Source organism: Streptomyces laurentii (assembly GCF_040635425.1).
GTDB classification, from domain to species: Bacteria; Actinomycetota; Actinomycetes; order Streptomycetales; family Streptomycetaceae; genus Streptomyces; species Streptomyces laurentii.
In genome coordinates, this window is the sequence record NZ_JBEYHT010000009.1 from 158025 (window position 1) to 184195 (window position 26171).

The 26171-nt window shown below is 71.6% G+C and carries 14 protein-coding genes and 1 CRISPR repeat array; of the genes, 4 read left to right on the forward strand and 10 right to left on the reverse strand.

Going from position 1 to position 26171, the window contains the following annotated elements; all coding sequences use genetic code 11:
* Positions 1-13 precede the first annotated feature (13 nt).
* Genes ABZ693_RS08855 through ABZ693_RS08865 form a run of 3 tightly spaced genes read left to right on the forward strand, consistent with a single transcriptional unit; the run spans position 14 to position 12863 of the window.
* Positions 14-1063: a MupA/Atu3671 family FMN-dependent luciferase-like monooxygenase gene (locus ABZ693_RS08855; protein ID WP_359874931.1), complete on the forward strand. Its 1050-nt coding sequence runs from the start codon at positions 14-16 to the stop codon at positions 1061-1063.
* A 29-nt stretch (positions 1064-1092) separates the two neighbouring features.
* Positions 1093-8967: a non-ribosomal peptide synthetase gene (locus tag ABZ693_RS08860; RefSeq protein ID WP_359874933.1), complete on the forward strand. Its 7875-nt coding sequence runs from the start codon at positions 1093-1095 to the stop codon at positions 8965-8967.
* Positions 8964-12863, forward strand: a complete 3900-nt coding sequence (locus ABZ693_RS08865; protein WP_359874935.1) for a non-ribosomal peptide synthetase — start codon at positions 8964-8966, stop codon at positions 12861-12863. The genes ABZ693_RS08860 and ABZ693_RS08865 overlap by 4 nt, the downstream gene beginning before the upstream one ends.
* A gap of 133 nt (positions 12864-12996) precedes the next feature.
* Here ABZ693_RS08865 and ABZ693_RS08870 read toward each other — a convergent pair whose 3' ends face one another.
* The 10 genes from ABZ693_RS08870 to cas3 form a co-directional block, all read right to left on the reverse strand.
* Positions 12997-13188 (reverse strand): carbohydrate-binding protein, encoded by a 192-nt coding sequence (locus ABZ693_RS08870; RefSeq protein WP_359874937.1) that lies wholly within the window; start codon positions 13186-13188, stop codon positions 12997-12999.
* Positions 13189-13384: 196 nt separating this feature from the next.
* Positions 13385-13711: a type I-E CRISPR-associated endoribonuclease Cas2e gene (gene cas2e / locus ABZ693_RS08875; RefSeq protein WP_359874939.1), complete on the reverse strand. Its 327-nt coding sequence runs from the start codon at positions 13709-13711 to the stop codon at positions 13385-13387.
* Positions 13708-14184, reverse strand: coding sequence for a CRISPR-associated endonuclease Cas1 (locus ABZ693_RS08880; protein WP_435842373.1), 477 nt, complete (start codon positions 14182-14184; stop codon positions 13708-13710). The genes cas2e and ABZ693_RS08880 overlap by 4 nt, the downstream gene beginning before the upstream one ends.
* A 287-nt stretch (positions 14185-14471) precedes the next feature.
* Positions 14472-14762, reverse strand: a complete 291-nt coding sequence (locus tag ABZ693_RS08885; RefSeq protein WP_359874941.1) for a hypothetical protein — start codon at positions 14760-14762, stop codon at positions 14472-14474.
* A complete protein-coding gene (cas6e, locus tag ABZ693_RS08890; RefSeq protein ID WP_359874943.1) occupies positions 14755-15549 on the reverse strand; it encodes a type I-E CRISPR-associated protein Cas6/Cse3/CasE in 795 nt (264 codons plus the stop codon). Before cas6e ends, ABZ693_RS08885 begins: the two co-directional genes overlap by 8 nt.
* Positions 15550-15553: 4 nt before the next feature.
* Positions 15554-16354, reverse strand: a complete 801-nt coding sequence (gene cas5e, locus ABZ693_RS08895; RefSeq protein ID WP_359874945.1) for a type I-E CRISPR-associated protein Cas5/CasD — start codon at positions 16352-16354, stop codon at positions 15554-15556.
* Positions 16351-17529 carry a type I-E CRISPR-associated protein Cas7/Cse4/CasC gene (gene cas7e, locus ABZ693_RS08900; RefSeq protein ID WP_359874947.1) on the reverse strand — a complete coding sequence of 393 codons (1179 nt, stop codon included), beginning with the start codon at positions 17527-17529 and terminating at the stop codon, positions 16351-16353. The genes cas5e and cas7e overlap by 4 nt, the downstream gene beginning before the upstream one ends.
* A 147-nt stretch (positions 17530-17676) precedes the next feature.
* Positions 17677-18876, reverse strand: a complete 1200-nt coding sequence (gene casB, locus ABZ693_RS08905) for a type I-E CRISPR-associated protein Cse2/CasB (RefSeq protein ID WP_359874949.1) — start codon at positions 18874-18876, stop codon at positions 17677-17679.
* Positions 18873-20567: a type I-E CRISPR-associated protein Cse1/CasA gene (casA, locus tag ABZ693_RS08910; protein WP_359874951.1), complete on the reverse strand. Its 1695-nt coding sequence runs from the start codon at positions 20565-20567 to the stop codon at positions 18873-18875. Before casA ends, casB begins: the two co-directional genes overlap by 4 nt.
* 331 nt (positions 20568-20898) lie before the next feature.
* Positions 20899-23841 carry a CRISPR-associated helicase Cas3' gene (gene cas3, locus ABZ693_RS08915; RefSeq protein ID WP_435842374.1) on the reverse strand — a complete coding sequence of 981 codons (2943 nt, stop codon included), beginning with the start codon at positions 23839-23841 and terminating at the stop codon, positions 20899-20901.
* Between the two features lie 135 nt (positions 23842-23976).
* Positions 23977-25713: a CRISPR direct-repeat array (repeat unit 28 nt; unit sequence GTCGTCCCCGCACCCGCGGGGGTAGTTC).
* A gap of 336 nt (positions 25714-26049) precedes the next feature.
* Between cas3 and ABZ693_RS08920 the strand changes: the two genes are divergently transcribed.
* Positions 26050-26171: helix-turn-helix domain-containing protein (locus ABZ693_RS08920; RefSeq protein WP_359874971.1), on the forward strand; the 122-nt coding region annotated here is incomplete at its 3' end.

Here is a 26171-nt window from a genome sequence, read left to right on the forward strand (position 1 = left end):
CGAAGGATTCCCGATGGACTTCAGCCTTTTCTACTTCGCCGACGACAGCACACCGGACGGGGACGCCGGACGGTACGAACTCCTCCTTGAGGGAGCCCGGTTCGCCGACCGGCACGGCTTCCGCGCCGTGTGGACGCCCGAACGCCACTTCCATCCCTTCGGGGGGCTCTACCCGAACCCGTCGGTGGTGGGCGCCGCCCTGGCGATGGTCACGAACACCGTCGCCATCCGCGCCGGGAGCGTCGTCGCGCCCCTCCACCACCCGCTGCGGATCGCCGAGGAATGGTCGGTCGTGGACAACCTCTCCGGCGGCCGGGCCGGAGTGTCCCTCGCGTCCGGCTGGCACCCGGTGGACTTCGCGCTCGGCCGGGTGCCGTACGAGGACCGCAAACGCGCGCTGGCCGACGGCATCGAGCAGCTCCGCGGGCTGTGGCGCGGGGACGGCCACGAGGTCGTGGACGGCAACGGCGTCCCGGCGACCGTACGGATCTTCCCGCCGCCGGTGCAGCGGGAGCTGCCGCTCTGGGTGACCAGCGCCGGCGACGCCGGCACCTTCCGTACGGCGGCGGCCACGCGGGCCGGGGTCCTCACCCATCTGCTGCACCAGGACGTCGACGAACTCGCCGCGAAGATCGCCGCGTACCGGCGGACCGCGCGGGAGACGCACGACGGCTGGGAGGGGCATGTCGTCCTGATGCTGCACACCTTCCTCGGCACCGACCGGGACGAGGTGCGCGCCACCGTCGACGGGCCGCTGCGCGCCTACTTGAGGAGTTCGGTCCATCTCCTCGCCCGCTCGTTCGGCGCCCTCGACCCGGACTTCGACATCGACGCGCTGGAGGACGAGGACCTCGACTTCCTCGTCGACCAGTCCTTCGACACCTACTTCGGGCAACGGGGACTGTTCGGGACGGTGGAGGACGCGGCGCCGGTCGTGGAGCGACTGCGCGGCGCCGGTGTGGACGAGATCGCCTGCCTGATCGACTTCGGCATCGGCACCAAGACCGTCCTGGACGGACTGCACCACCTGAACACCCTGCGCGAAGCATCCGCGGCGCACTGATCCGAGAGAGCTGAGAGGCCGAGAACACCGTGATCCCTCTGTCGTTTTCGCAGTCGCGGTTCTGGTTCCAGGGAGAGCTGGACCGCGGCGGCGACTCGCCCAACACCTCGATGGCGCTCCGGCTGACGGGCCGGCTGGACGTCGGGGCGCTGCGCGACGCGCTGCGGGACGTGGTGACGCGGCACGAAAGCCTCCGCACCGTCATTCCGGTCACCGACGGAGTGCCCGGGCAGCGGATCCTGGAGCCGACGGCCATCGAGCTGCCCGTGCGGCGGATCTCCGACGAGGACGTCGAGACGGCCGTGGCGGACGCGGCCGGACACCTCTTCGACCTGGCGCGCGAGATCCCGCTGCGGGCCGTGCTGCTCGCCGTCGACTCCCCGGACCGCCCGGTGCCCCGAGACGAGCACCAGCACCCCGTCCATGTACTGGCGATCACCGTGCACCACATCGCCATCGACGGATGGTCCGTCGCACCGTTCCTCCGCGACCTGTCGCACGCCTACACCGCGCGTCTCGACGGCCGCCCTCCGTCCTGGGAGGAACTTCCCTTCCAGTACGTGGACTTCGCCCTCTGGCAGCGCGAGCAGCTCGGCGCGGCCGACGACCCCGACAGCCTCCTCGTCGAGCAACTGGCCCACTGGACCCGGGCTCTCGCCGGCGCGCCCGCCGAACTCCCGCTCCCCACCGACCGGCCGCGCCGCTCCACCTCCGTCCGCCGGGCCGGCACCGTCCCCTTCCATCTGCCGCCCGACAGCCACCGGCTCCTCTCCCGGCTCGCCCTCCGGCACGGCGCCAGCACCTTCATGGTGCTGCACGCGGCCCTCGCGGGGCTGCTCGCGCGGCTGGGCGCGGGCAGCGACATCGTGGTCGGCAGCCCGGTCGCGGGACGCACCGACGCCGGCCTCGACGACCTCGTCGGCTGCTTCGTGAACACCGTCGTCATCCGGACCGACACCTCCGGCGACCCCGACTTCCACGAGCTGCTCCAGCGGGCCCGGACGGGCGTCGTGGCGGCCCTCGACCATCAGGACGTGCCCTTCGAGCAGGTCGTGGAGGCCGTCAACCCGGTGCGGTCGGCGGCCCGGCACCCACTCTTCCACGTCATGCTCAGCCTGCAGAACTACGCGGGTGCCTCCGTGCGCCTCCCTCACCTCGACACCCGGCTGCTGGACTACACGCACCGGACGGTCACCTACGACCTGCTCCTCGACGTCACGGAGAGGGACGGGGCGCTCGACGGCGCCCTGGTCTACGCCCGCGACCTCTTCGACCACGCCACCGCCGAGCGGCTGGCCCGCTGCTTCACCGCCTTCCTCAGCGAGGCGGTCGCCGCGCCGGAGCGGCGCGTCGGCGGTCTGGAACTCCTCGGCCCCGCCGAGCGCCGTACGACGCTGGAGACGTGGAACGGCCGGGACACGACGCTGCCGGCCGGTTCCGTGCCGGAGCTGCTGCGGCAACGCGCGGCCGCCGCGCCCGGCGACACCGCGGTGGTCTGCGGCACGTCCCGGCTCAGTTACGCGGAGCTCGACGCCCGGGCCGACCTCCTCGCGCGCCGGCTGCGCCGTCGGGGCGCGGGTCCGGAGCGGCTGGTCGCGGTCGCCCTGGACCGCTCGGCCGACCTGGTCGTCGCCCTGCTCGCCGTACTGAAGACGGGTGCCGGCTACCTCCCTCTGGACCCGCGCAATCCGGAGGAACGGCAGCGTACGGTCCTTCAGGAGGCCCGGCCCTGCCTGCTCCTGGCGGACGCGTCCACGCGGGAGCGGGCCGAGGACCTCGTGGGCGGGCCACTGGACCCGCCGGTGGTCCTGGCCGAGGACACCGCGTCGGACGACCCCGATCCGGACGAGCGCGGGTGGCCGCACATCACCGGCGACCAGGCCGCGTACGCGATGTACACGTCCGGCTCCACCGGCCACCCCAAGGGCGTCCTGGTGACCCACCGGAACATCGTCGCGCTCGCCGCCGATCCCTGCTGGGCGGCGGACGGCGGCCACACGCGGGTGCTGGCCCACTCGCCGCACTCCTTCGACGCCTCGACGTACGAGCTGTGGGTGCCGCTGCTCCGCGGCGGCACGGTCGTGATGGCACCGGCCGGCGACTCCTCGCCGCGGGCGCTGGAGCGGGCCGTGGCCGAAGGCGGTGCGACGAGCGCGTTCCTCACCACCGCGCTCTTCAACCTGCTGGTGGCGGAGGGGAGTTCGATCTTCGGCCGGCTCGGGCATGTCTGGACGGGCGGCGAGCAGCCGTCGGGCGAGGCCATCCGGCGACTCCTGACCGACTTCCCCGGCACCACGCTGAACCATGTCTACGGACCGACCGAGAACACGACGTTCACCACCTTCCGGCGTCTGGACCCGGCCCGGGACGCGGACGGCGGCAAGCCGCCCATCGGCCGGCCCATGGCGAACACGCGCGTGTACGTACTGGACGAACGGCTCCGGCCGGTGCCCGTGGGGGTGCCGGGCGAGCTGTACGTGGCGGGTGCCGGGCTGGCCCGCGGCTACCTCGGCCGCCCGGGGCTCACCGCGGCCCGCTTCGTCGCCGACCCGTACGGCGCGCCCGGTACCCGCGTGTACCGCACCGGGGACCTAATCCGCTGGACCGCCGACGGCGAACTCGACTTCCTCGGACGCACCGACGAGCAGGTCAAGATACGCGGCTTCCGCATCGAACCCCGCGAGATCCAGGCCGTCCTGGAACGCCATCCGGCCGTGGCCCGCGCCGCCGTCCTCGTCCGCGAGGACCGGCCCGGGGAGCGTGCTCTCGTCGCCTACGTCGTCCCGGCCGGGGACGTCGACGGCGATCCCACGCACGCTCTCGCGGCGCACGCGCGGCGGGCTCTGCCCGACTACATGGTTCCCGCTGTCGTCGTGCTCCCCGACGGGCTTCCTCTCACGTCCAACGGCAAGCTCGACCGGGCCGCCCTGCCCGCCCCCGCGCGGGGCACCGGCTCCGGCCGTCCGCCGCGCACGCCCGGCGAACGGCTGGTGTGCGCGCTGTTCGCCGAGATCCTCGGGGTGCCGACGGTCGGCGCGGACGACGACTTCTTCGCGCTCGGCGGCCATTCCCTGCTGGCCATCCGGCTGGTGAACCGGCTGCGCGAGGCACTGGACGACGGGCAGGACGGCGTCGGACTGCGGACGGTCTTCGAGGCACCGACGCCCGCCGGTCTCGCGGCGAGATTCAAGGACGCGGGCACCGCCGTCCGCAGCCCGCTGCGGCGCCGGCCGCGCGGCGATGCCCTGCCGCCGTCGTTCTCCCAACTGCGCTTCTGGATGCAGGGCGAGCTGACGGAAGGCGCCGCCGCGCACACCGTCACGACCGCCCTGCGGCTGACGGGGCCCCTGGACACCGGAGCCCTGTCGGCGGCACTGGGGGACGTGGTGACGCGGCACGAGAGTCTGCGCACCATCTTCCCGGTCAGCGACGGGGAGCCCCATCAACTCATCCTGGACGCCGATGAGTTCGGCAAGATCGTACTGCCGGTGCGGGAGGTGTCACAGCAGGACGTCCAGGCGGCGGTGTTCGCGGCCTCGGAGCACGAGTTCGATCTGGCGCGGGACATACCGGTGCGGGCCGAACTCTTCGCCTGCGCCCCCGAGGAGCACGTCCTCGCGGTCACGATGCACCACATCGCCTTCGACGGCTGGTCCGCCGCGCCCTTCCTGCGCGACCTCTCCACGGCCTACGCCGCCCGACTGCTCGGACAGGCTCCCGACTGGCCGGAACTCCCTGTCCAGTACGCCGACTTCACCTTGTGGCAGCGCGAGGAACTCGGGGCGTCCGACGACCCCGAGAGCTCTTTCGCCCGGCAGCTCGCCCACTGGACCGGCACGCTGGCCGGCGCCCCCGACGAGGTCCCGCTGCCCACCGACCGGGCCCGCCCCGCCGTCGCCGGCCGGCGAGCCGGAACGGTGCCGTTCCGGCTCGCTCCGGAGTACCACGCGCACCTGACCGCCCTGGCGCGCGAGCACGGCGCGAGCGTCTTCATGGTGCTGCACGCCGCGCTGGCGGCCCTGCTGCGGCAGCTCGGCGCCGGCACGGACATCCTGGTCGGCAGCCCGGTCGCGGGCCGCACCGACAGCGGTCTCGACGACCTGGTCGGCTGCTTCGTGAACACCGTGGTCGTGCGGACCGACGCCTCCGGGGACCCGGACTTCGGCGATCTGCTCGACCGCGTCCGCGACCGAGTCCTCGCCGCGCTGGAGAACCAGGACGTGCCCTTCGAGCAGGTCGTGGAGGCCGTCAACCCCGCGCGGTCGGCGGCCCGGCACCCGCTCTTCCAGGTCATGCTCAGCCTCCAGAACAACGCGGCCGGGGCCGTGGAACTCCCGGGCCTCCAGGCCGGCTTCCCGTACCGCGGCCGGTACCGGACGGTCGCCTTCGACCTGCTCTTCGATCTCACCGAGTCCGACGGGGGTCTGGACGGTGCCCTCGTCTACGCCCGCGACCTCTTCGACCACGCCACCGCCGAGCGGCTCGCCGGATACTTCACCCGCCTTCTCGCCACCGCGGTCGCCCACCCCGCACGGCCGGTGCGGCAGCTGGACATCCTGTCCCCCGCCGAGCGGCACACCCTCCTCACGGAGTGGAGCGGGCCGCGGCCGGCGGCCGACGCGGGGCCGCGAACCGGCTCGGTGCCGCAGTGGTTCCGGGACCAGGCGGCCGGAACGCCCGACGCCACGGCGGTACTTCAGGGCGCCCGCCGGCTCTCGTACGGGGAGCTCGACGCGCGGGTGGACCGACTGGCCGGGCAGCTGCGGGAGCGCGGCGCCGGCCCCGAGCGGCTGATCGCCGTGGCCATGAACCGCACGCCCGACCTCCTGGTGGCGCTCCTCGCCGTCCACCGGACCGGTGCCGCGTACCTTCCGGTCGATCCGTACCACCCCAAGGACCGGGTGGCACGGATCCTGTCCGAGGCCGCGCCGCTCCTGGTGCTCTCGGACCGCGCCACCCGCGACGCGCTCGGCGCCGGCGACTGGCTCGCCCTGGACGACCCCCGGCTCGCCGCCTCACTCGCCGCCGGGACCGGGTCCGACGTCCCGGGCGAGCGCCCGGAGCAGGCGATCCCGGCCGACGGCACGGCGTACGTCCTCTACACCTCGGGTTCGACGGGCCTGCCGAAGGGGGTCGCGGTCACCCATCGCAATCTCGCCCATCTCCTCGCCGCCATGCGCGGCCGGCTGCCGCTCGGCCCCGCCGACCGGCTGCTCGCCGTCACGACCGTCGCCTTCGACATCGCCCACCTGGAACTCCTCCTGCCGCTGCTCGACGGCGCCGCGGTCGTCCTCGCCTCGCCCGACGAGGTGCGCGACCCGCAGGCCCTCGGCCGGCTGATCGGACGGCACCGGGTCACCGCCGTCCAGGCGACGCCCTCGCTGTGGTCCGGCCTGGTGGCCGAAGTGCCGGACACGGTCCGGGGCCTGCGCGTCCTGGTCGGCGGCGAGGCACTGCCGCCCGCCCTGGCTGGCGGTCTCACCGCGCTGGCCGCGGAGGTCACCAATGTGTACGGGCCGACGGAGACGACCATCTGGTCCCTCGCGGCTCCGATCGGCCCGCACAACGCGGAGCGCCCGCCGCTCGGCTCCCCGCTGGGCGACACCCGGGTGTACGTCCTGGACGAGGTGCTGCGGCCGGTGCCCGTGGGCGTGCCGGGCGAGCTGTACATCGGGGGCGCGGGGGTGGCCCGGGGCTATCGGGGCCGCCCGGGGCTGACCGCCGAGCGGTTCGTCGCCGATCCGTACGGTCCGCCCGGCGCCCGCCTATACCGCACCGGCGATCTGGTCCGGTGGACCGCCGACGGGGAACTCGACTTCCTCGGGCGCACCGACGACCAGGTGAAACTGCGCGGCTTCCGGATCGAGCCTCGCGAGATCGAGGCGGTCCTGGACCGGCACCAGCGCGTCACCCGCAGCGCCGTCGTCGTACGCGAGGACCGGCCGGGCGAGCTCCGTCTCGTCGCCTACGCCGTCGCTTGCGGGGATGGCGTAGGCGACGCTCCTGGCACCGTCGACGCACTCGGCGCCGACCTCACCGAGTGGGCGCGGCGGGAACTTCCGCCGTACATGGTCCCGTCCGTCGTCGTGCTGTCCGACGGGCTGCCGCTCACGCCCAACGGCAAGCTCGACCGTTCCGCGCTGCCCGCCCCGAACGGATCCGCTTCCCCCTCCCGTACGTCCCGGGAGCCGGGCACCCCCGCCGAGAAGATCCTCTGCGAACTGTTCGCCGCCATCCTCGGGCGGCCCGACGTGGGCGTCGAGGACGACTTCTTCGATCTCGGCGGCGACAGCATCGTGTCCATCCGGCTGGTGTCACGGGCCCGCTCGCGGGGTCTGGCGATCTCCACCCGGGACGTCTTCCGGTACCGTACGGTCGCCGAACTGGCCGCGCACGCGAAGGAACGGAAGCCGAAGGCGGGTGCGACCGGCGCGGCGGTGGCTCCGGACTCGGGATCGGGATCCGAATCGGCGTCGGCATCGGCATCGGCATCGGCATCGGCACCTACGCCGTCGGCCGGCGAGGTGCCGCTCACCCCGATCGTCCACTGGCAGCGCGAACGGGGCGGCCCCGTCGACGGCTTCCACCAGTCCGTGCTCGTCCGCACCCCGGCGGACCTGACCCTGCCACGGCTGCGGACGCTGATCCGGGCGCTGCTCGACCGGCACGACGCGTTGCGGACACGGCTGACGCGCACCCCGGTGTGGCGCCTTGAGACCCTGCCGCGCGGCACGGTCGACGCGGCCGAGCGTGTCGTACGGATCGACACGGCCGGCCTCGCCGCCGGGGAGCTCGCGGACCTGGTCCGAGCCGAGGCGGACGCGGCACGTCGGCGACTTGCGCCCGGCGACGGGAACATGCTCCAGACGGTGTGGTTCGACGCGGGTCCCGGCCTGCCCGGACGACTGCTCCTGATGATCAACCACCTTGTGGTGGACGGCGTTTCGTGGCGCATCCTCCTGGAAGACCTGGGCACCGGCGCCGCCCCCAGGACGGCGGGGCCGGACTTCACCCCCGTATCGTTCGCCGACTGGGGACACCGGCTGGAGCGCGAGGCGCGGAGCCGAGAGGCCGAACTCCCCTTCTGGCGTGAGCTCGTCGAGGGAGCGGACGATCTCGTCCCCGGCGCGAAGCTTGTGGCGTCACGCGATGTCGAGGGCACGAAGCGCACCGTCACCCGGGTGCTCCCCGCCGACCGGACGTCGCGGCTCCTGACGAGCGTGCCCGCCCGACTGGGCGTCGGGGTGAACGCGGTGCTGCTGGGCGCCCTCAGCGCCGCCGCGGTCCACTGGCGCACAACGGACGTGCCTGCATTGGCGTCTGACGGAGCGACACCTCACGGCGACGCGCCCTTCCTCGTGGACGTCGAGGGACACGGCCGTGAGGAGATCGCCGACGGCCTCGATCTGTCGGCGACCGTGGGCTGGTTCACCAGCATGTTCCCCGTGCGGCTCCCGGGCCGGACGGACGATCCGGGCCGCACCGTACGGGCCGTGGACGAGCAGCTCGGGAGCATGCCGGACAAGGGACTCGGCTTCGGTCTGCTGCGCTATCTGCATCCGGAGACCGCGCCCGTGCTCGGGGCGTGGCCCCGGGCGCAGGTTCTGTTCAATTACCTGGGCAGGTTCGACCGGCCGGACGACACCGACTGGAGTCTGGCGCCGGAAGTCGGTGCCGTCGCCGGAGGCGGCGACCCCGAGATGCCCCTGACGCACCTCCTGGAGGTGTCGGCGATCGTCCACGACCGCGGGGACCGGCCGGAACTCCACGTCACCTGGGCGTATCCGGAGGCCCTGCTGGAGCGGACCCGGGTGGAGGCCCTGGCCGACGCCTGGTTCGAGGCCCTGCAGGCCCTGGAGAACCTGACCGCAGCACGTACCGGCGAACCGGGAGAGACGGCGTGACCGCAGCAGACCACACCCACGAGGACACTGCCGGGCGGACGTCGAGACCGGCGCCGCTTCAGCAAGGGCTGTTCTTCCACACGGCGTTCGACGCTGACGGCCAGGACATCTACACCACCCAGTTGACCCTGGAGTTCGTCGGTCCGCTCGACCCCGGTCTGCTGCGCGAGGTCTGCCGGGTGCTCCAGGACCGGCACGACAGTCTGCGTTCGGGATTCCGTACGGACGCCTCGGGCGCGCCGGTCCGGTTCGTGCTGCCCGAGGTCCCGGTGGACTGGCGGACGGCCGATCTCACCGGAACGGCGCCCGCCGGCCGGCAGGCCGAGGCCGCGCGGCTCGTCGAGGAGGAGCGCCGGCGGCGCTTCGACACCGCCCGGCCGCCGCTGATCCGCTACCTGCTGATCCGCCTGGACGACGCCCGATGGCGCTTCGTGCTGACGAACCACCACATCATCCTGGACGGCTGGTCCACTTCGATCCTTCTCGACGAGCTGTTCCGGCTGTACGACGCCGCTGCGGGGGCGGATGCGAGTGATGCCGGTGCGGGTGATGCCGGTGCGGGTGCCGCGTCGGACCTGCTGCCGGCCGCCCCCTCGTACACCTCCTATCTGGACTGGCTCGGCGAAGTGGACCCGGAGTGGTCCCGCGAAGCCTGGGCGGAGGCCCTGGCCGGAATCGAGGGGCCGACGCTGGTGGCTCCGCGGGCGCAGGGCTCGGGCACGGTGGTGCCCGAGCGGGTGCTGCGCACGCTGCCCGCCGCGCACACCGCGGCGCTGACGGACCGGGCACGGGAGGCGGGGGTCACCCTCGGCACGGTGATGCAGGTGGCCTGGGGGCTGGTGCTGCGGCAGCTGACCGGGCAGAGCGACGTGCTGTTCGGGATGACGGTGTCGGGGCGGGCCGCCGATGTCGACGGCGTCGAGGCGATGGTCGGGCTGCTCATCAACACCGTTCCGACGCGGGTGCGGATCGACCCGCGGGACACACTGCTCGAACTCCTCGAACGGGTCCAGGACGAACAGCTCGACCTGTTCGAGCACCATCACGTCGGACTGACGGAGATCCAGCAACAGGCGGGTTTCGGGGCCCTGTTCGACACCACGACCGTCTTCGACAACTATCCGATGGCCTCGGGCGAACGCCGTCTCGGCGAGGCGCTGCTCACCGGGGTCACGGGGTTCGACGCCACCCACTATCCGCTGTCCCTGATCTGCACGCCGGCCGAGGAGCTGGGCATCCGGATCGACTTCCGGCCCGATCTGCTCGCACGGGAGGCGGTGGAGGGGATCGCCGAGCGGTTCGCGCGGATCCTCACGGCGATCGCCGAGGATCCGTACCGTACGGCCGGCAGCCTGCCCGTCCTGTCGGACGGCGAGCGCCGGCGGGTGCTGGAGGACTGGAACGCCACCGCCCGCCCGGTGGCGCCGGTCACGCTGCCCGCGCTGATCGAGGCGCGCGCCGCGCGGATCCCGGATCGTCCCGCCCTCTCGTACCAGGGCCGGATCCTCGGGTACGACGAGCTCAACCGGCGGGCGAACCGTCTGGCGCGTGTGCTGCTCACCGAGGGCGCGGGGCCGGAGACCCGGGTGGCCCTGGCACTGCCGCGGACCGCGGACATGGTCGTCGCGCTGCTCGCCGTCCTCAAGACGGGGGCCGCTTATGTGCCGGTCGACGTGCGCTACCCGGCCGACCGGGTGGCCCGGATGCTCGGCGACGCGCGGCCCCGGCTCGCGGTGGTCACCGAGGCGACCAGGGACGTGCTGCCGGCGGGGACGCCCGCGCTCGTCCTGGACGATCCCGCGGTGACGCGGCGCGCCGGGGAGCAGGACGACGCGGATGTCACGGACGCGGAGCGGCCGGAACCGCTCCTCCCCAGACACCCGGCCTATGTCATCTACACGTCGGGCACCACAGGTGTCCCCAAGGGTGTGGTCGTCGAGCACATGAACGCCGTCAACTTCGTGGCGACCGTCGAGGACCACTTCGGCGCCGACGGCATGGCGCGGGTGCTGGCGTCCACCTCGCTCAGCTTCGACGTGTCGGTCTTCGAGATCGTCACGACCCTGGCGCTGGGCGGCCGGCTGGAGCTGGTCGACGACCTGTTCGCGCTGCTCGAACGGGACGGCTGGGAGGGCAGCCTGGTCAGCGGCGTCCCCTCGGCGGTGGCGAGCATGCTGGCGGGCGGCGCCTTCGCGGTGTCGGCCCGGCACGTGGTGCTCGGCGGGGAGGCGATCCCGCACGCCCTGCTGCGCGAGCTGCGGGAGCGGGTGCCCGGCTGCGCGGTCACCAACATCTACGGCCCCACCGAGGCGACCACGTACTCGACCTGGTGGCGCAGCGGCGACGAGGACGGCGACGGCGACCCGCCGATCGGCCGGCCGGTGCCCAACGCCCGTATGTACGTGCTGGATCCATGGCTCCAGCCGGTCGCCGTGGGACAGCCGGGCGAGCTGTACATCGCCGGCGCAGGCGTCACCCGCGGCTATCTGAACCGGCCCGCGCTGTCCGCGGAACGCTTCGTGGCCTGCCCGTTCGGCGCGCCCGGCGGCCGGATGTACCGCACGGGCGACCAGGTGCGGTGGCGGGCCGACGGACAGCTGGAGTACCTGGGCCGGCTCGACGGCCAGGTGAAGATCCGCGGCTTCCGGATCGAGCTCGGCGACGTGGAGGCCGCCCTGCTGCGGCACGCGGGCGTGGCGCAGGCCGTCGCGGTCGTACGGGAGGACCGGGCGGGCGACCGCAGGCTGGTCGCGTACGCCGTGGCGGCCGCGCCCGGCACACCGCTCGACGGGGCGGAGCTGCGGCGGTTCACCCGTGACACGCTGCCGGACTACATGGTGCCGTCGGCGGTGGTGCAGCTGGAGCGGTTCCCGCTGATGCCGAACGGCAAGCTGGACCGGTCGGCCCTGCCGGCCCCCACGTACGCCGCCACCGCCCGCCGGGAGGCGGCCCACGCGCACGAGGAGCCGCTGTGCGCGCTGTTCGCCGAGGTACTCGGGACGGACCGGGTCGGCCCCGACGACGGCTTCTTCGATCTGGGCGGGCACTCCCTGCTCGCGACCCGGCTGGTGAGCCGGGTGCGCGCGGTCCTCGGCACCGAGCTCACCGTCCGCGCCCTGTTCGAGGCGCCGACCCCGGCGGCCCTCGCCCGCCGGCTCGACGACGGGACGGACGGCTCCGGCCTGGACGTGCTGCTGCCGCTGCGGACCGGCGGACACGCGCGACCGCTGTTCGCGGTGCACGCGGCGAGCGGCCTCGCCTGGCCGTACGCCCGGCTGCTGCCGCACCTCGATCCGGACGTCCCGCTGTACGGACTCCAGGCCCCGAGCCTCACCGATCCGGCGGGCGGCGCGCGCAAGCCGGAGGAGCTGGTACGGGAGTACGCGCGCCGGATCCTGGAGGTCCAGCCGGAGGGCCCGTACCGGCTGCTCGGCTGGTCGGTCGGCGGCACCCTCGCCTACGCGGTGGCGGCGGAGCTGGTGGAGACGGGCCACGCGGTCGAGTTCGTGGCCCTGCTCGACTCCTACCCGGCGCCCGACGATCTGCCCGACTGGGAGGAGACCCACCGCCACGTGTCCGGCTCGGCCGGCTTCACCGCCGACGGAACACCACCGGAGCAGATCGCCCTCCTCGGCGAGCACGTGGTGGACGGCGCCCGACTCGCGGTCCGCTCGGCCGTCGACGCCCTCCGCACCCCTCCCGCGCACACCCACGGCGTGGACATCCTCCACTTCCGCGCCACGACGGACGCCCCGGACACCGCTCCGAGCGCCTGGCGGGCACACAGCGGCGGCCGGCTCTCGGCCTACGACATCCCCTGCGGCCACTACGAGATGCTGGACCCCGCTCCCCTGGCCACGATCGGCGCGGTGTTGTCGGACCGGTCCACGGGGTGAGCCTCGACGCACGGCTCAACGCCCTCTCGGGGAGGGCGTGATACGCCGGGCGAACGCACCGCGAGGCGGTGGGACGGACACCGTGGTGCTCGTCCCACCGCCTCGTCCACCGGCCCCGAGGGGATCAGGCGGATCAGATGGTCTGCCAGAGCGCGGGAACGTTCGGCGGCTCCCAGCCCGGGTAGGCGGTGTGGCCCTGGAGGCACCGGTAGCGGACGCCGTTGTAAGTCACGACGTCACCGGCGGCGTAGGTCGCGCCCAGCTGCCAGGTGCTCTCCCCACCACCGCCGCTCACGGTGAGGGTGTAGGTGGTGGTGTGCACCACGTGGCTCGAACTACCCCCGCGGGTGCGGGGACGACCCGCCGAACCCGGCCCGGCCGGGCAGGCCGAGCGAACTACCCCCGCGGGTGCGGGGACGACGTCCGGCGCGTACAGAGACCGTCCGCCAGGGTGGAACTACCCCCGCGGGTGCGAGGACGACACTTCGTGGCCAGGGGATTTATCTCGTGGTCACGGCGTTTTACTTCGCCTCGTTCGAGGGCCGCCATGCCTGGCCTCCTTGGCGTGGGCGGGCGATCAGAGTCAGTCCGTCGAAGTCCACGGGTGTCCACCGGTCACGGCCAGCCGTGCGGGTGGTCCATCCTTGCTCCGTCATCGCTGGTTCGATCATGACGGCTTGCCCGTCGTGGATTCGCTCGGCGAGGACGGTCCAGAGGCGGTCGCGGATGCGCGGGTTGGGGTTGCCGACGTAGATGCCGGCGGCGACTTCGACGAACCATCGGGTGAGATGTCCTCGGAGGCCGGGCGGTGCCGCGATGAGGACGACCACGGTCGTTCCGGTGCTCACGGTGCCGACTCTCCTGTGGTGGGGCCTTCCTCTTCTTCCGGTTCCGGGATGACGCCGAGGTGGTCTGTCGCACTCCAGTTGCGGCCACCGCTGACGACGGTGTCGCCTTCGTCCCAGAGGCCTCCGAAGTCATCGTCCGGCATGACGGTGTCCTCGGGGACGAGAAGGCGCTTGATGTCGGCGACGATCCGGGGCAGGAGTTTGCCGTGGACGACTGCGTCCCGGAGGGCGGTGCGTGCGTCCCGCTCCGAGGTCAGGCCCTGGGCTGCCAGGTCGAAGGCGAGCGGGATGGTGAACTCGGCCTTGTAGAGGTCGGCGATGTCGAGTACGAAGGACAGCGCGTTGCCGGTGTGGACGAAGCCGAGAGCGGGGCTGGCTCCGAGTGGTGACGGCAGCGTGGCAGACGCCGTAGAGGGCCGAGTTGACGGCGGACAGCAGGCGGTTGACGTCGTCGCCCGCGGCAAAAGCGTCACCCGGCTTGTAGCCGCGCTTGGTCCAGGGCACGCCGGTGCGCTGCGAGTGCTGGGCGTAGAGGCGGCGAATCCGGGTGCCTTCTTTGCCTCGGAGCTGGAACTACCCCCGCGGGTGCGGGGACGACTCGTACATGCGTCGGGCCACGGCTACGCGTTCCGAACTACCCCCGCGGGTGCGGGGACGACACTCCGTGACCAGGGGATTTATCTCGTGGTCACGACATTTTACTTCGCCTCGTTCGAGGGGCGCCAAGCCTGGCCTCCTTGGCGTGGGCGGGGAGTCAGAGTTAGGCCATCAAAGTCCACTGGCCGCGGCCGACCGTGCGGCTTGGGGTTGCCGACGTAGATGCCAAGTCCACTTCGACGAGCCATCGGGTGAGACGTCCTCGGAGGCCGGGCGGCGCCGCGATGAGGACGGCGAGCCGGGCGGCCGGGACGTGCACGGTGCGTGCCTTGTTGACCAGGACGATGGCGTTGTCATCCCGGTCGATGTGACAGCGTTCGGCGTAGAGGCTGCTGATGCGGTCCTCGATCCGGTGTACGTCCTGCGGTCCTGTTCGCCACCATGGGTCAGCCATGGGCCACCGCCTCGGTGGCTGCGGTGCGCACTGGCGCCAGGGTGAGGAGGCCCTGTCCGTAGCCCTTGGCGGGTCCGATGCCGCCGAGGAGGGTGGCGCGTAGGGCATCGGGGTCCGTGACGCGCAGGCGCCCTTCGAACGTGGCGGTGGACAGGGTGACGCGGGGGCCGTCGTTGTGCTTGCGGAAGCGCAGGATGTCACGGCTGACGATGGATGCCGCCGGCCCCGCCGACAGTTCGTGTTCCCCGGCGTGCAGGTCGGTGGCGGGGGGTGTGGCGGTGGCGTCGGGGATGGTGAAGCCGTGGCGTTCGCAGCGCTTGAAGAGCCATTCGAGCTGATGGGTCACGGTGCGGTGGGCGACGCGGGAACCGCGAGGTCGGCTGCCGCTGTCGGCTGCTTCCTTCAGGCGGGCTGATTGCTGTTCGCTGGGTCGGGTGGGGCGGGCGATGTTTTGAACCGGGTTGGCGGTGAGGCGGAAGCCGAACTCGCGGCCTCGGACGATGCGGCCCAGAAGTGGCGTGTAGTCGGCGATGAGTGGGGCGCCTCCGTCGGCTCCGGGCCAACCCGCGTCGTCGACGAGGTGGGCCCAGGAGGGACGGTTCTCGGTGAGGATCAGGACTTCGGCCCGGTGGGGGGTGTTGCTCTCCAGCCGCCACAGGACCCGTTCGGACACCGGCTGGACGGCCAGTCCAGCAAGGATGGCGGCGTGCAGGCGGTGTGGGCTGGAGAGCAGGGACACGGCGGTGCGGCGGCGCGGGTTGAGCGCGATCTTCGACAGGTAGGGCATGCGGTCACCAGCCCAGGAGGGCGAACGGGTCGTGGTCGGGGTGTCCGGTGGCGCCAGCGCCCGGTGCGGGGTTGGTCGGTTCGGGATGGCCGGTGGGCACGGTGACCCAGAGGTGGCGTACGGTTCGGCGGCCGAAGCGTGTTCCGGTCTTGAGGTTGTACGTGTCGGGGACGTCGATGGCGACCTGGTCGCCGGCCGGGTCCTCGACGATGGCTTCCAGGGTCGTCGTGGTGCCGCGGACCTGGCCGCGGCGGTGACGGCCCGCTTCCCACGGGACTTCTTCCAGTACATCGTCCAGTCCCGTGTCGGGATGCAGGCCGAGGCTGACGGGGCCGGTGGGCGGGCAGGAGCGGCGGCCGAGGGAGAGCGGGTGGACGGGATGCCGTACCGCCTCTTCCAGGCTCTGCAGCAGAGTCTTCGGGCCGCGGAGGGCGGCGACGAAGACGGCGTCCTGAAGGTAGAAACGCTGAGTGACGCCGGTGTACTTGGCCGGTGTGGTCCTGGTCTGCTGCCCCTTGGCGTTGGTCTTGGCCGACAGCAGCGGGAGGCCTCGGTGGTCGCTGTAGGTGTGATAGTCGCGCAGCAGGGTGCCGGGCTGGTCGACGCGGACGCCGAGCCGCAGGCCGACCAGGTCGGCGAGGGATGCCTCACGGTCGCGGCCCTCTGCGGCGGCCAAGAGGCCGAGGACACCGGATTTGGTGGGCTGGGGACGTGTTTCGCGCCGGTTGTAGCGGGAGGGGCCGCCCCAGGACTGCAGGGGGGCGGCCAGCCGCAGCACGAGGACGGCGTGGTCGGTGCCGGTCATCGCGTGGCGGCCTCTTCGGTGTCGGCCGGGGCCAGTTCGCCGGCGTCGAGCCACTTGCCGACCAGGTCGTCGATGGTGTCGAGGAGGGCGGGGAACGACAGGGAGGGACCGAACGCCTCGGCGATCTTGTCGCCTTCGGCGGTGTACGTGGCCAGGGTTCGCTGCGGCTTGTTGCCCCAAGTGTCGCCGACCTCCTTCAGCTCGTCGGCGAGCCGAAGGGCGGACTCCGAGGCCAGGCCGGTGGCGCCGGTGACGGGCTCCTCGTAGGCGGAGACCAGGTTCACCGGCTGGTCGGTGCGGAGGGTCAGCAGCACGAGATGGGGCAGGGTGCGGTGGGCGAAGGAGTTCTGGTGCCCGGTGGGCATGGAGCGGGTGAACGCGTCGACGAACCGCACCGCCGTCGCGCGGGTCTCGTGGGTGCTGGACAGGTTGTCGCGGAGTTGGTGCACGCCGAGGACGGCATACCGGTAGAGGGTGGAGGAGTTGAATTCGACGGTGCCGATCATGCCGGCGCCGTGATCCTCCTTGTTCTCGTCGTCGACCGCGGTGTAGTAGTCGAACTCGGTGCGTACAGCGTGGGTGGACAGGGCGTGCGCGACCTGGACGGAGGCGTCCACGTTCAGGGCGGGCAGGTCGGCGACCATGCGGCCGAAGAGGGCGACTTCTGCCGGGTGTCCGGTGGACAGGGTCTGCACGACGGGCAGCTTCTTCACCTCGGCCTTGAGGTCGTCGTCGGTCAGGGCGGCGAGCTCGGTGGCGCGGCCGTCGAGCAGTTCCACCAGGGCGTCGAGTTGCTTCTTGCCGAAGAACAGCAGGTAGGCGGACTGGTCGTCCTTCTTGGTGGACTTGGCGATGCCGAGGGGCTCGAGCAGGGCGGTGGCCAGTCGGTCGGCCTGGTCCTCGGGAAGGCCGGCGCCACCGTCGTCGGTGGTGCGAGCGAGGCGCTGGGCGAGCAGGGTGGCGATGCGCTTGGTGCGGGTGGCCTGGTCGGCCTCGGGTACCTGCCGCGCGTACTCCATACGGGTCGCACGCTTCCACGCCTGTGAGGAGACGCGGGCTCGGCGGGCTCCGCCGAAGACTGCCTGCTTCGGAGTACCGGAGTCGTCCCGGTTGACGTTGGAGGGCGGGAGACTCTGCAGGATGTGGAGCTCGACGAACAGACGGGGCTGGGTCATGGGGTGACTCCTTGAAGGCATAAGGCGTCGCGGCAGCACACGGCGCTTGGGAGAGATACGAGTCGAAGAGGTGACGGCACGCGGAAGTCCGGGCAGCGGGGACTCCGCGTCCTCGGAGGCGCACCGGAGCGGCTGCCTCAGGTGGTGTCAGGACGTCGCCGCGCGGTGGAAGTCCCTGTCCCACTTGTGCCGGTAGCCGCTCACGGCATCCGTCCAGCGCGGGTCGTCCCAGGTACGCAAGGCGGAGCGGATCAGGTCGTAGTCGAGTCCGATGCGGGCCTTGTTCAGCCGTGGGACGAGGTAGCGCAGATGCATGGCGAGTTCGTCGGCGTCGGCGGAGGTGAGCAGGACGCCGAAGCGTCTCTCCAGCGCCGCGGTCTCACCTTTGCCGTCGCTGTCGGTGGCAGCCTTCCGGGCGAGCAGGCCGGCGGCAGTGCCCGGGCTGTGACCGGGGACGTGCATCCGGTGGTCGTGCGTCTGCTGGTGGCGGGCGAAGAGGGTGAGTGCCACGTGTTCGGCTGTCAGGTCCCGGGTGAGAGACCCCTTGTCCCGCCACTCGGATGCCATGGAGGTGCGGTGGAACGGCCACATCGCGGCGACTGTTCCCGCCTCGCGCCCGGTCCCGGACCGTAGTGCGGCCAGTTCCGCGCCGTTGTCCGGGCTGCCGGGCTCGAATGTCGTCCAGTACGGTGCCCGCTCACGGTCGGCGCTCTTCTCGTCGTCGCCACTTGGGGTGGGCAGGCCGGGGTCCGTGTACTGCAGGCCCCAGGCCCGCAGCACCCTGGTCCGCTCGGGCCCGTCCCATCGGTTCAGGTCACGGAACAGGCGTGTGTAGTCCAGGCTGATGCCGGCCTTCCGCAGGAGCGGTACAAGCCGTTGAAGGTGGTGTGCCAGTTCGTGCATGTCCTGGGCGTTGGCGGCCGCGATCAGCCGGCGGGTCGACGCGTCCTGTGTCAGCGCCTCGTTCCGGGGCAGGCTCAGGCACGCGGTGCCCAGACCGATGCCCTCCTGGTGAACGGGTTCGGCTCCCGTGTGCTGGTGCAGGCCGAACAAGGTGAGCGTGTAGTGCTCGGCGATGTAGGAGCGGGGAAGTCGGTCGGGGTCGCCGTCCGGCAGGCCATCCGGCAGGTGGATCCGGTGGACGGTCCGCATGGACGCGACGGTGCCGGCCTCCCGGCCGACGCCCTCGCGCAGGGCTCTGAGGTTCCGAGTGACGTACTCGGAGAATTCCGGGCGCCGCCCCTCGTTCCGCGCCGACTGCCAGTCCTGGACGGCTTCCTCCCAGAAGAGCTGCCGTGTCCGGCCGGCTGCGGGGCGCGTCTTTGGGGTGCTGGTGAGGGATGTCATACCGCAGCCGTCTCCTTCGCCGCCTCGCGGGATTCCTCGGCCGCGCGCGTCAGGATCTGGGCGAGCTTCGCCCAAAAGGCACTGGCGGCCTTGCCGCTGCGGTACACGAATTCCTTGTCGCCGTTCTTCACCGTGCGGCCTACGATCGCGCGCGGCGGAGCGGCTGCGAGCAGGAGGCGGGCTTCCGTGCCCGCGGCTCTCCACACGGACTGCTCCCACGCCAGCCGGGCACGTTCCAGAAGCTCGTCGTCGTCTTCTCCGACAGTCCGCAGCCCGACGAGCAGGCGGCGCATGGTCCGGTCGAGGGAGTGCAGGAACTGTGCGGATGGCCTGCTGCCCTTGTCACGGGGCAGCGGATCGCCGCCCGAGGCACGGCGCAGGTCGTTGTTCATGACGTCCAGTGCCCGGGCTGCCTGGCCGGCCTGCTCCACGCAGTCCAGCAGGGCTTCACGCAGCCATTGATCCTGGGCGAGCAGCGCCTTCACGGGCAGGGGCAGATCGTCGCCGATCGCGTTCTCGACCACGGCGGACTGGGTGCCGTATTCGAGTCCCGACGTCTCCACGCCGAGCGGATACGACTCGGACAGCACCTTCGCGGCCTGCAGGTCCCCGATCTGCCGCAGCAGCACGGATGTGTAGGGGCCGTCGCCCTGTGCGGGCAGTGTCATGGCCAGGAGGGTGTTCAGCCCCTGCCAGGCCGCCCGGCCGGAGGCGTGCCGGCGGGGCCGCCGGTGAGGTTGCCCCTTCTTAGGCTTGGCGGTGTGCTGCCATACGGTGTGCGGGTCGTCCTCGGGCGTCTGCGTCAGCCGGTCGCCGGCGGACACGATCACACGGTTCACCCGCAGCCCTTCCTCCGTCTGGCAGGGGAAGAGACGGACCCGGCGGGCCTGGAACGTCAGCAGGTCCAGCAGCCCTCTCGCCGGACGCTCGGACCAGGCGGGCTCGGCCGGCGATGTACAACCGAGGGAGGCCGGGCGCTCGTCCCACGCCCACTGCGGCCGGTCGTCGTCCCTCAGACCATCAGGCACAACGGGCGTGTTCAGCAGCAGCGTCTCGTACAGCGTCTCCCCGGTGGGAACCACGACACCGAGCTGGCCGAGCGGCCCGGTGGGGTTCCCCGTGGTCTTTCCCTTGTCCGCCCGCGGGTCCCCTACGGCACCGGTCTTGATCGACGCGGTGTCCCAGCAGTGCACGTGCAAGAGCCACAGCACTGCGTCACCCGGCGTCAGCGGCAGCTCGTCCGCTTCGCTCAGGGCGCTGAACAGAGGCACGTTATTGCCGGACGCAACCGATGGCACCAGTTGGGCGGTCGACTTCGTCTCCCCGTTCAGCGCCTGCAGTCCGGCAACCTGCGCGAACGGACGCTCCGCGTCGAACAGCCGGAACCGGTCCCCGTAGCGGCCAGGACCGAGATATTCCGCGAGGAGCGCCCGTTCTTCCTCGGAGAACTTCCCGCGCCGGAACCGCTCACCCCACTCCTGCCTGGTCCGCGGCGCCCCGAGTGCGTCGAGCGTGATCGGCAGCAGCAGCTGCCTGAGCACCACCGGAAGCATCGTGTGCACCGGAAGCTCGAGCCGCCGGATGCTGTGTGCTTCGGACAGTGCTCCCGATAAGCCGACCGACCGTGTGGAACCGTCCACATCGACCACGGTCAGCATCGCGCCGTGGACCAGGTCTCCAGTGACATCCATGGCGGCTTCCCCCCTTCATGAGGCATCCACATGTCCCCCTGGACATGCGGACGGCAATCCGATGCGTTTCTCCCCAGGCACGCATCGCCTCGCCTTGCAGCAGATACGCTTCCACGCAATGTTCAATGCTTGCAAGCTGGTTGGCGATTCTCATGGGAGCGTATTTCGCCAACTCATGAGCCCTGGCCAAAGGTTGAGTAAGCTCTGCGGGCGTGTGGAGCGCTCCCGCCTCCCCGGAATGGCCAGGGGTGTTCCCGTTCACTGCTTCACGTGGTCCCCGCACCTGCGGGGGTGACCGGAACCCAAGGGAACGCTCCACGCGCACCACGGCTCACAGACGCTCGACAACAAGGCCGAGATCGTCGTCATACGACACCCGGTTCGCACCCAGCAGCCGCGTACCGTCCTCCTCCAGCACCAGCGCCGACTGGTAGCGCAGCCACGGCCGGTCGGCCCACCCCGGAAGCGGGCGCAACTCCGCTTGGACGGCCTCGGAAAGGCCCTGCGGCAGCCGGATGGTGCCACCCATCAACCGGTCGGTCACCTCGTCGTCATCCACCTCGCCGTGCACCCCGAGCCACGTACCGTCGTACGCCCGGTGTCCGCCAGGAACCCTGCGTACGATCACTGCTTCCGCTGTCGGGGCGCCGTCCCGGACCACGGCGTCGAGCTGCTCCTCGGTAGCGGCCCGGCTGCCCGCGTAGTGGAGACCCTCCAGCGTAGGAAAAGCCCACTCCCGCTGACGACACAGGAGGAATCCGCCGGCATTCCCCTCTCGTTTCAGCTCTTCGGCCCGCCACCGCTCCCACGACTCGGCCTCAGGCCAGCCGGCTGGACAGATCTCGGCTTCCCCGTAGGCGCGAGCGACCAGACTCGGTACATCGGCCGGAATACTCCAGTCCGAGCCCGGACGCGGATTCTTCTCCTCTCCGGCGACGAGAGGGCCTGCGGTCTCCATGACGAGGGCCGCCGCACGCAACAGCGACCACTCTCCGTAGATCTTCTCCGACGTACGCAGGAATCGCGGGATGCCATCCCTTCCCGCTGCCACACCGGTGACCAGAACCCGAGGCACCAGGTGAGCCACCGACCGACGCGTACCACTGTGACGATGGAGCCGGCCGATACGCTGCAGAAGCAGGTCAGTGGGCGCCAGATCGGTGATCAGCACATCGGCGTCCACATCGAAGGACTGCTCCGCAAGCTGCGTGGCGATCACCACCATGCGCCGCGGCCGGTCCTCACCGGCGTGCGGCCCCATGAGACGAAGGCACTCCGCCGTCCGATCCGCACGGTGCGCGGCGCAGAGCCGCGCGTGCAGAAGATGCAGACTGCCGTCGAAGCCGGCATCCCGCAGCTCCTGGTAGATCGCCTGCGCCCGGGCGACCTGGTTGACCACCACCAGGGCGACGCCGCCGTCGGCGACGGATTCCCGCACAGCCTGTGCCACCCGTGCTCCAGAGGGGTCGATGTCGGGTAGCCATGCCAGCTCGACCGGCGCCGATTCCCTCCAGGGCGGCACCGCCTCACGGGACGTCTCCGCGACCGCCCGGCCGCCCGCGCCATAGGCGACCGTGACGCACGGGTATCCGGCGGGCTCCGGGACCGGCTGGTGAACATCCGCGGTGCCGAGGACTCCGGACAGGTAGGCGTCGACGAACAACTGTCGCTGAGCGGGCGGCAGCGTCGCCGACAGCAACACGACCGGAACTCCCGCCTGCCCCAGCCAGCGCAGCGCCTCGACGAGAAACTGCCTCATATAGACGTCCGCGGCATGCACCTCGTCCACGACCACGACCTTCCCGGCCAGTCCCGCGAATCGGAGCATGACATGGCGGGTGCGGGTCGCCGCGTGCAGCAGGTGGTCGACCGTGCCGACAGCGAACGAGGTGAGCAGGCCGCGTTTGTTCCCGAGGAACCAGTGCGCCGGGCCGTCCGCTGACGGGACTGCGACTTGACCGGCCGATGACGGCTCGGCCGGTGCCATGCCGTACTCGTCGTCCTCGTCGATGGCACCGAAGTCGTCCACCGCGGCCGCCCCGGTGCCACAAGGTCCGGTTCCGTCTTCACACCCGCATCCGTCACCATCCGGCCGCGGCTTGCCGTCCCAGATCGCCCGCCACCAGGCGTTGAACCGCCGACGCCCATGCAGGAGGGCGACCTGCGACTCAAGTGCCGGATCAAAGGTGCGCACCCAATCAAGCACCTGCTCATACATCGGGTCACTCGTCGCCTGGGTCGGCATCGCCACGAACACACCACCGAGGCCGAATCGCGCCGCCAGAACCTCAGCGGCCGCAAGCGCCGCCTTCGTCTTGCCCTCCCCCATGGGCGCCTCGGCCACCATCAGACCCGGCACCGGCATTGACCACGCGCGTTCCAGTAACTCCCGCTGTGACGCCCGCGGCTGTACACCCAGCCGGTCGATCAGCGGATCAAGACGGTGCCGTGGCAGGGCAAGGTCCTGCCAGCCACCACGCAGCCCCAACCGCTCCCATGCCACCTCCGCCCGGCGCCGGGCCCCGCCGAACGAGATCAGTTCGGCATCCGCCAGACCCGTGAAGTGACGGCTGTCGCTGGCGATCCAGTCCGCCATCACGATCAGCCCGGACAACGCCAACTGCTCCGCCTTACGCAGGACACCAGTCGGCCGTGTGTCCGCCAGATCTTCGAAACCGACAGCACGGGTGAACACGTCCACCACCGCGCGCTGCGCTTCCTCCCAGGCGGCGCCCCGGCCCTGGACCTCTCGGTGCCGCGGCCCGATGTCCCCAACCGAAGGAAACGCACCGTGATGCCCGGCGATCAGCGGCCACACCCATTCGGCAGCTTCCTCGCTGCCCCATTCGGAAGCCATCCTCGGCCTCAACAGCGCAGCACCGGCGACATCGTGGCGCCACATCTTCTTCCGGTCCGTCGGCAGCCGCCCCCACGTCAGCCCGGTCGCCAGCACCGGTGCTGCCTCGGTCGGATCCAACGCCTGGAACGCCGGGCAGGCCTTCCCGCAGTCGTGGATGCCACACACCCACATGAACCACAGCCGGCCCCGGCCCCCACTGACCTCGTCCAGCCTCCGCCGAAACGCCGCTGACAGGTACCCCTCCCACATCTGCCCGGCCACAGCCGCCGTATCCAGCAGATGCCCCAACAACAGATGCGTCCGGCCTCCGTTACGAGCGGCAGACTTCCCCCATAACCGTGACACCCGCTCCATCACCTCCGGCGACAGCCCCATCGCCTTCATCAAGGCAACGACCGAGCCCTGACGATCCACCACGAAACCACCCCACTTCGACTCCGGGCCACAGTAGGCTCTGCCACTGACAGAGCCCCAGAGCAGGCAGTCGGAGCCGGAATGCATGTAAAGGAAATCAGCGTCCCTCGGTAGCAACGCTGCAGCTCACGCAGTGTCGTCCCCGCACCCGCGGGGGTAGTTCCCGCTGTGGCGGGAGAGTCTGAGAGGGCGCAGTGTCGTCCCCGCACCCGCGGGGGTAGTTCCCTCTACCTGATGGGCGGCGGGATCCTCGCGCTGTCGTCCCCGCACCCGCGGGGGTAGTTCCACCGAGATCGAGGCGTACGTCACCGAGGCACAGTCGTCCCCGCACCCGCGGGGGTAGTTCCTTCAGCCGGCAGGTGATGAGGCCCTGCGCGCAGTCGTCCCCGCACCCGCGGGGGTAGTTCCGGCAGCTCGGGCGGCGGATCCACCCCGCGCCTGTCGTCCCCGCACCCGCGGGGGTAGTTCCCGGGGGTGGGCGTGGGGGCGGGCATCCGGGAGGGTCGTCCCCGCACCCGCGGGGGTAGTTCAGTGCCCCGGACCAAACCGGACCGGGGCACTGCGTCGTCCCCGCACCCGCGGGGGTAGTTCCAGGACGTCGTCCAGGTCGATGGCCGGCGAGGCGTCGTCCCCGCACCCGCGGGGGTAGTTCCTTGTGGCACCCGCACATCCACGTCATCGTCCTGTCGTCCCCGCACCCGCGGGGGTAGTTCCCCGATGGTCCGTGCCGTGTTGCGCACGGTCTTGTCGTCCCCGCACCCGCGGGGGTAGTTCCCGCTTCCGCTGGGACCCGATCCGCGGCTGTGAGTCGTCCCCGCACCCGCGGGGGTAGTTCCTTGGGGCCCGGCTGGTAGCCGTTGCCGTCGTTGTCGTCCCCGCACCCGCGGGGGTAGTTCCCTGGGACATGCCCATGGACGTGCCGTGGTCGTGTCGTCCCCGCACCCGCGGGGGTAGTTCGCGGGTGATCTGGGTCATGAGGGCGGTCGCGAAGTCGTCCCCGCACCCGCGGGGGTAGTTCCCTGACCATCCCGGCCGTACGGACCGGCGCGACGTCGTCCCCGCACCCGCGGGGGTAGTTCCGTGCCGAGGAATCCGCCCTGCCGCTGGTTCTCGTCGTCCCCGCACCCGCGGGGGTAGTTCCTCGCGGTTGCCCTTGGCGCCGGTCTCGGCCGCGTCGTCCCCGCACCCGCGGGGGTAGTTCTCTCGGAGGCCGAGGCGTCCATGTCGGCCGGGGGTCGTCCCCGCACCCGCGGGGGTAGTTCGCCGTGGAAGCGGGTGCCGTACTCGGCCGCGATGTCATCCCCGCACCCACGGGGGTAGTTCCAGGGCCTGCGCGGCCGCCCACGCGCGGGTGACGTCGTCCCCGCACCCGCGGGGGTAGTTCTCCCACTGCCTGTCGGTCCCCCGCCGTACCGTGGTCGTCCCCGCACCCGCGGGGGTAGTTCGACCCACGAGCTGGCGGCGCTGGCCTCGGCCCAGTCGTCCCTGCACCCGCGGGGGTAGTTCGGCACCGCGAGGGAGCTGGTCCCCGCGTACCGGGTCGTCCCCGCACCCGCGGGGGTAGTTCGTGGTCGTGGCTCGCGCTCACGCCTGCTGTGCTGTCGTCCCCGCACCCGCGGGGGTAGTTCCGAGGCCGGGATGATCCTCCACGTCGCGGCGACATCGTCCCCGCACCCGCGGGGGTAGTTCGGCGGGCCGGTACCGGATGTTCACCCCGCTCGCGTCGTCCCCGCACCCGCGGGGGTAGTTCGCCGCGGCGCAGACGGCCCGCACCCGGCAGGCCGTCGTCCCCGCACCCGCAGGGGTAGTTCCGAGGACGAGCGCCGCGCTTTCGCTGACGCCGAGTCGTCCCCGCACCCGCGGAGGTAGTTCCCCGATGGCCCGATCGAGGCAGGCCCAGGCCATCTCGTCCCGCACCCGCGGGGGTAGTTCGGGTGTTGGCCCGGCATCACCAGATGGACCTCGGTCGTCCCCGCACCCGCGGGGGTAGTTCACGGCTCTCGCCGACTGTCCGGCCATTCCTAGTGACCTGAGTCGGAGGTTTGTCGTTAGTTAGGTATGAGTCGTCCGGGTCCGAAGATTCCGCCGTTGTCGGTGACTGATGCCCAGCGGGCTGTGCTGGAGGGGTGGGTGCGTCGGCGGACGACGGCCCAGGCTGTGGCTCAGCGGTCGCGGATCGTGCTGGAGTGTGCCGAGGGACACTCGATCATGGAGGTGTCCCGCCGGCTGCGGGTCGCTCCGGACACGGTCCGCACCTGGCGGCGCCGTTTCCTGGAACGCGGCCTGGACGGCCTGTGTGATGATCCGCGGCCGGGTGTTCCCCGGAAGAT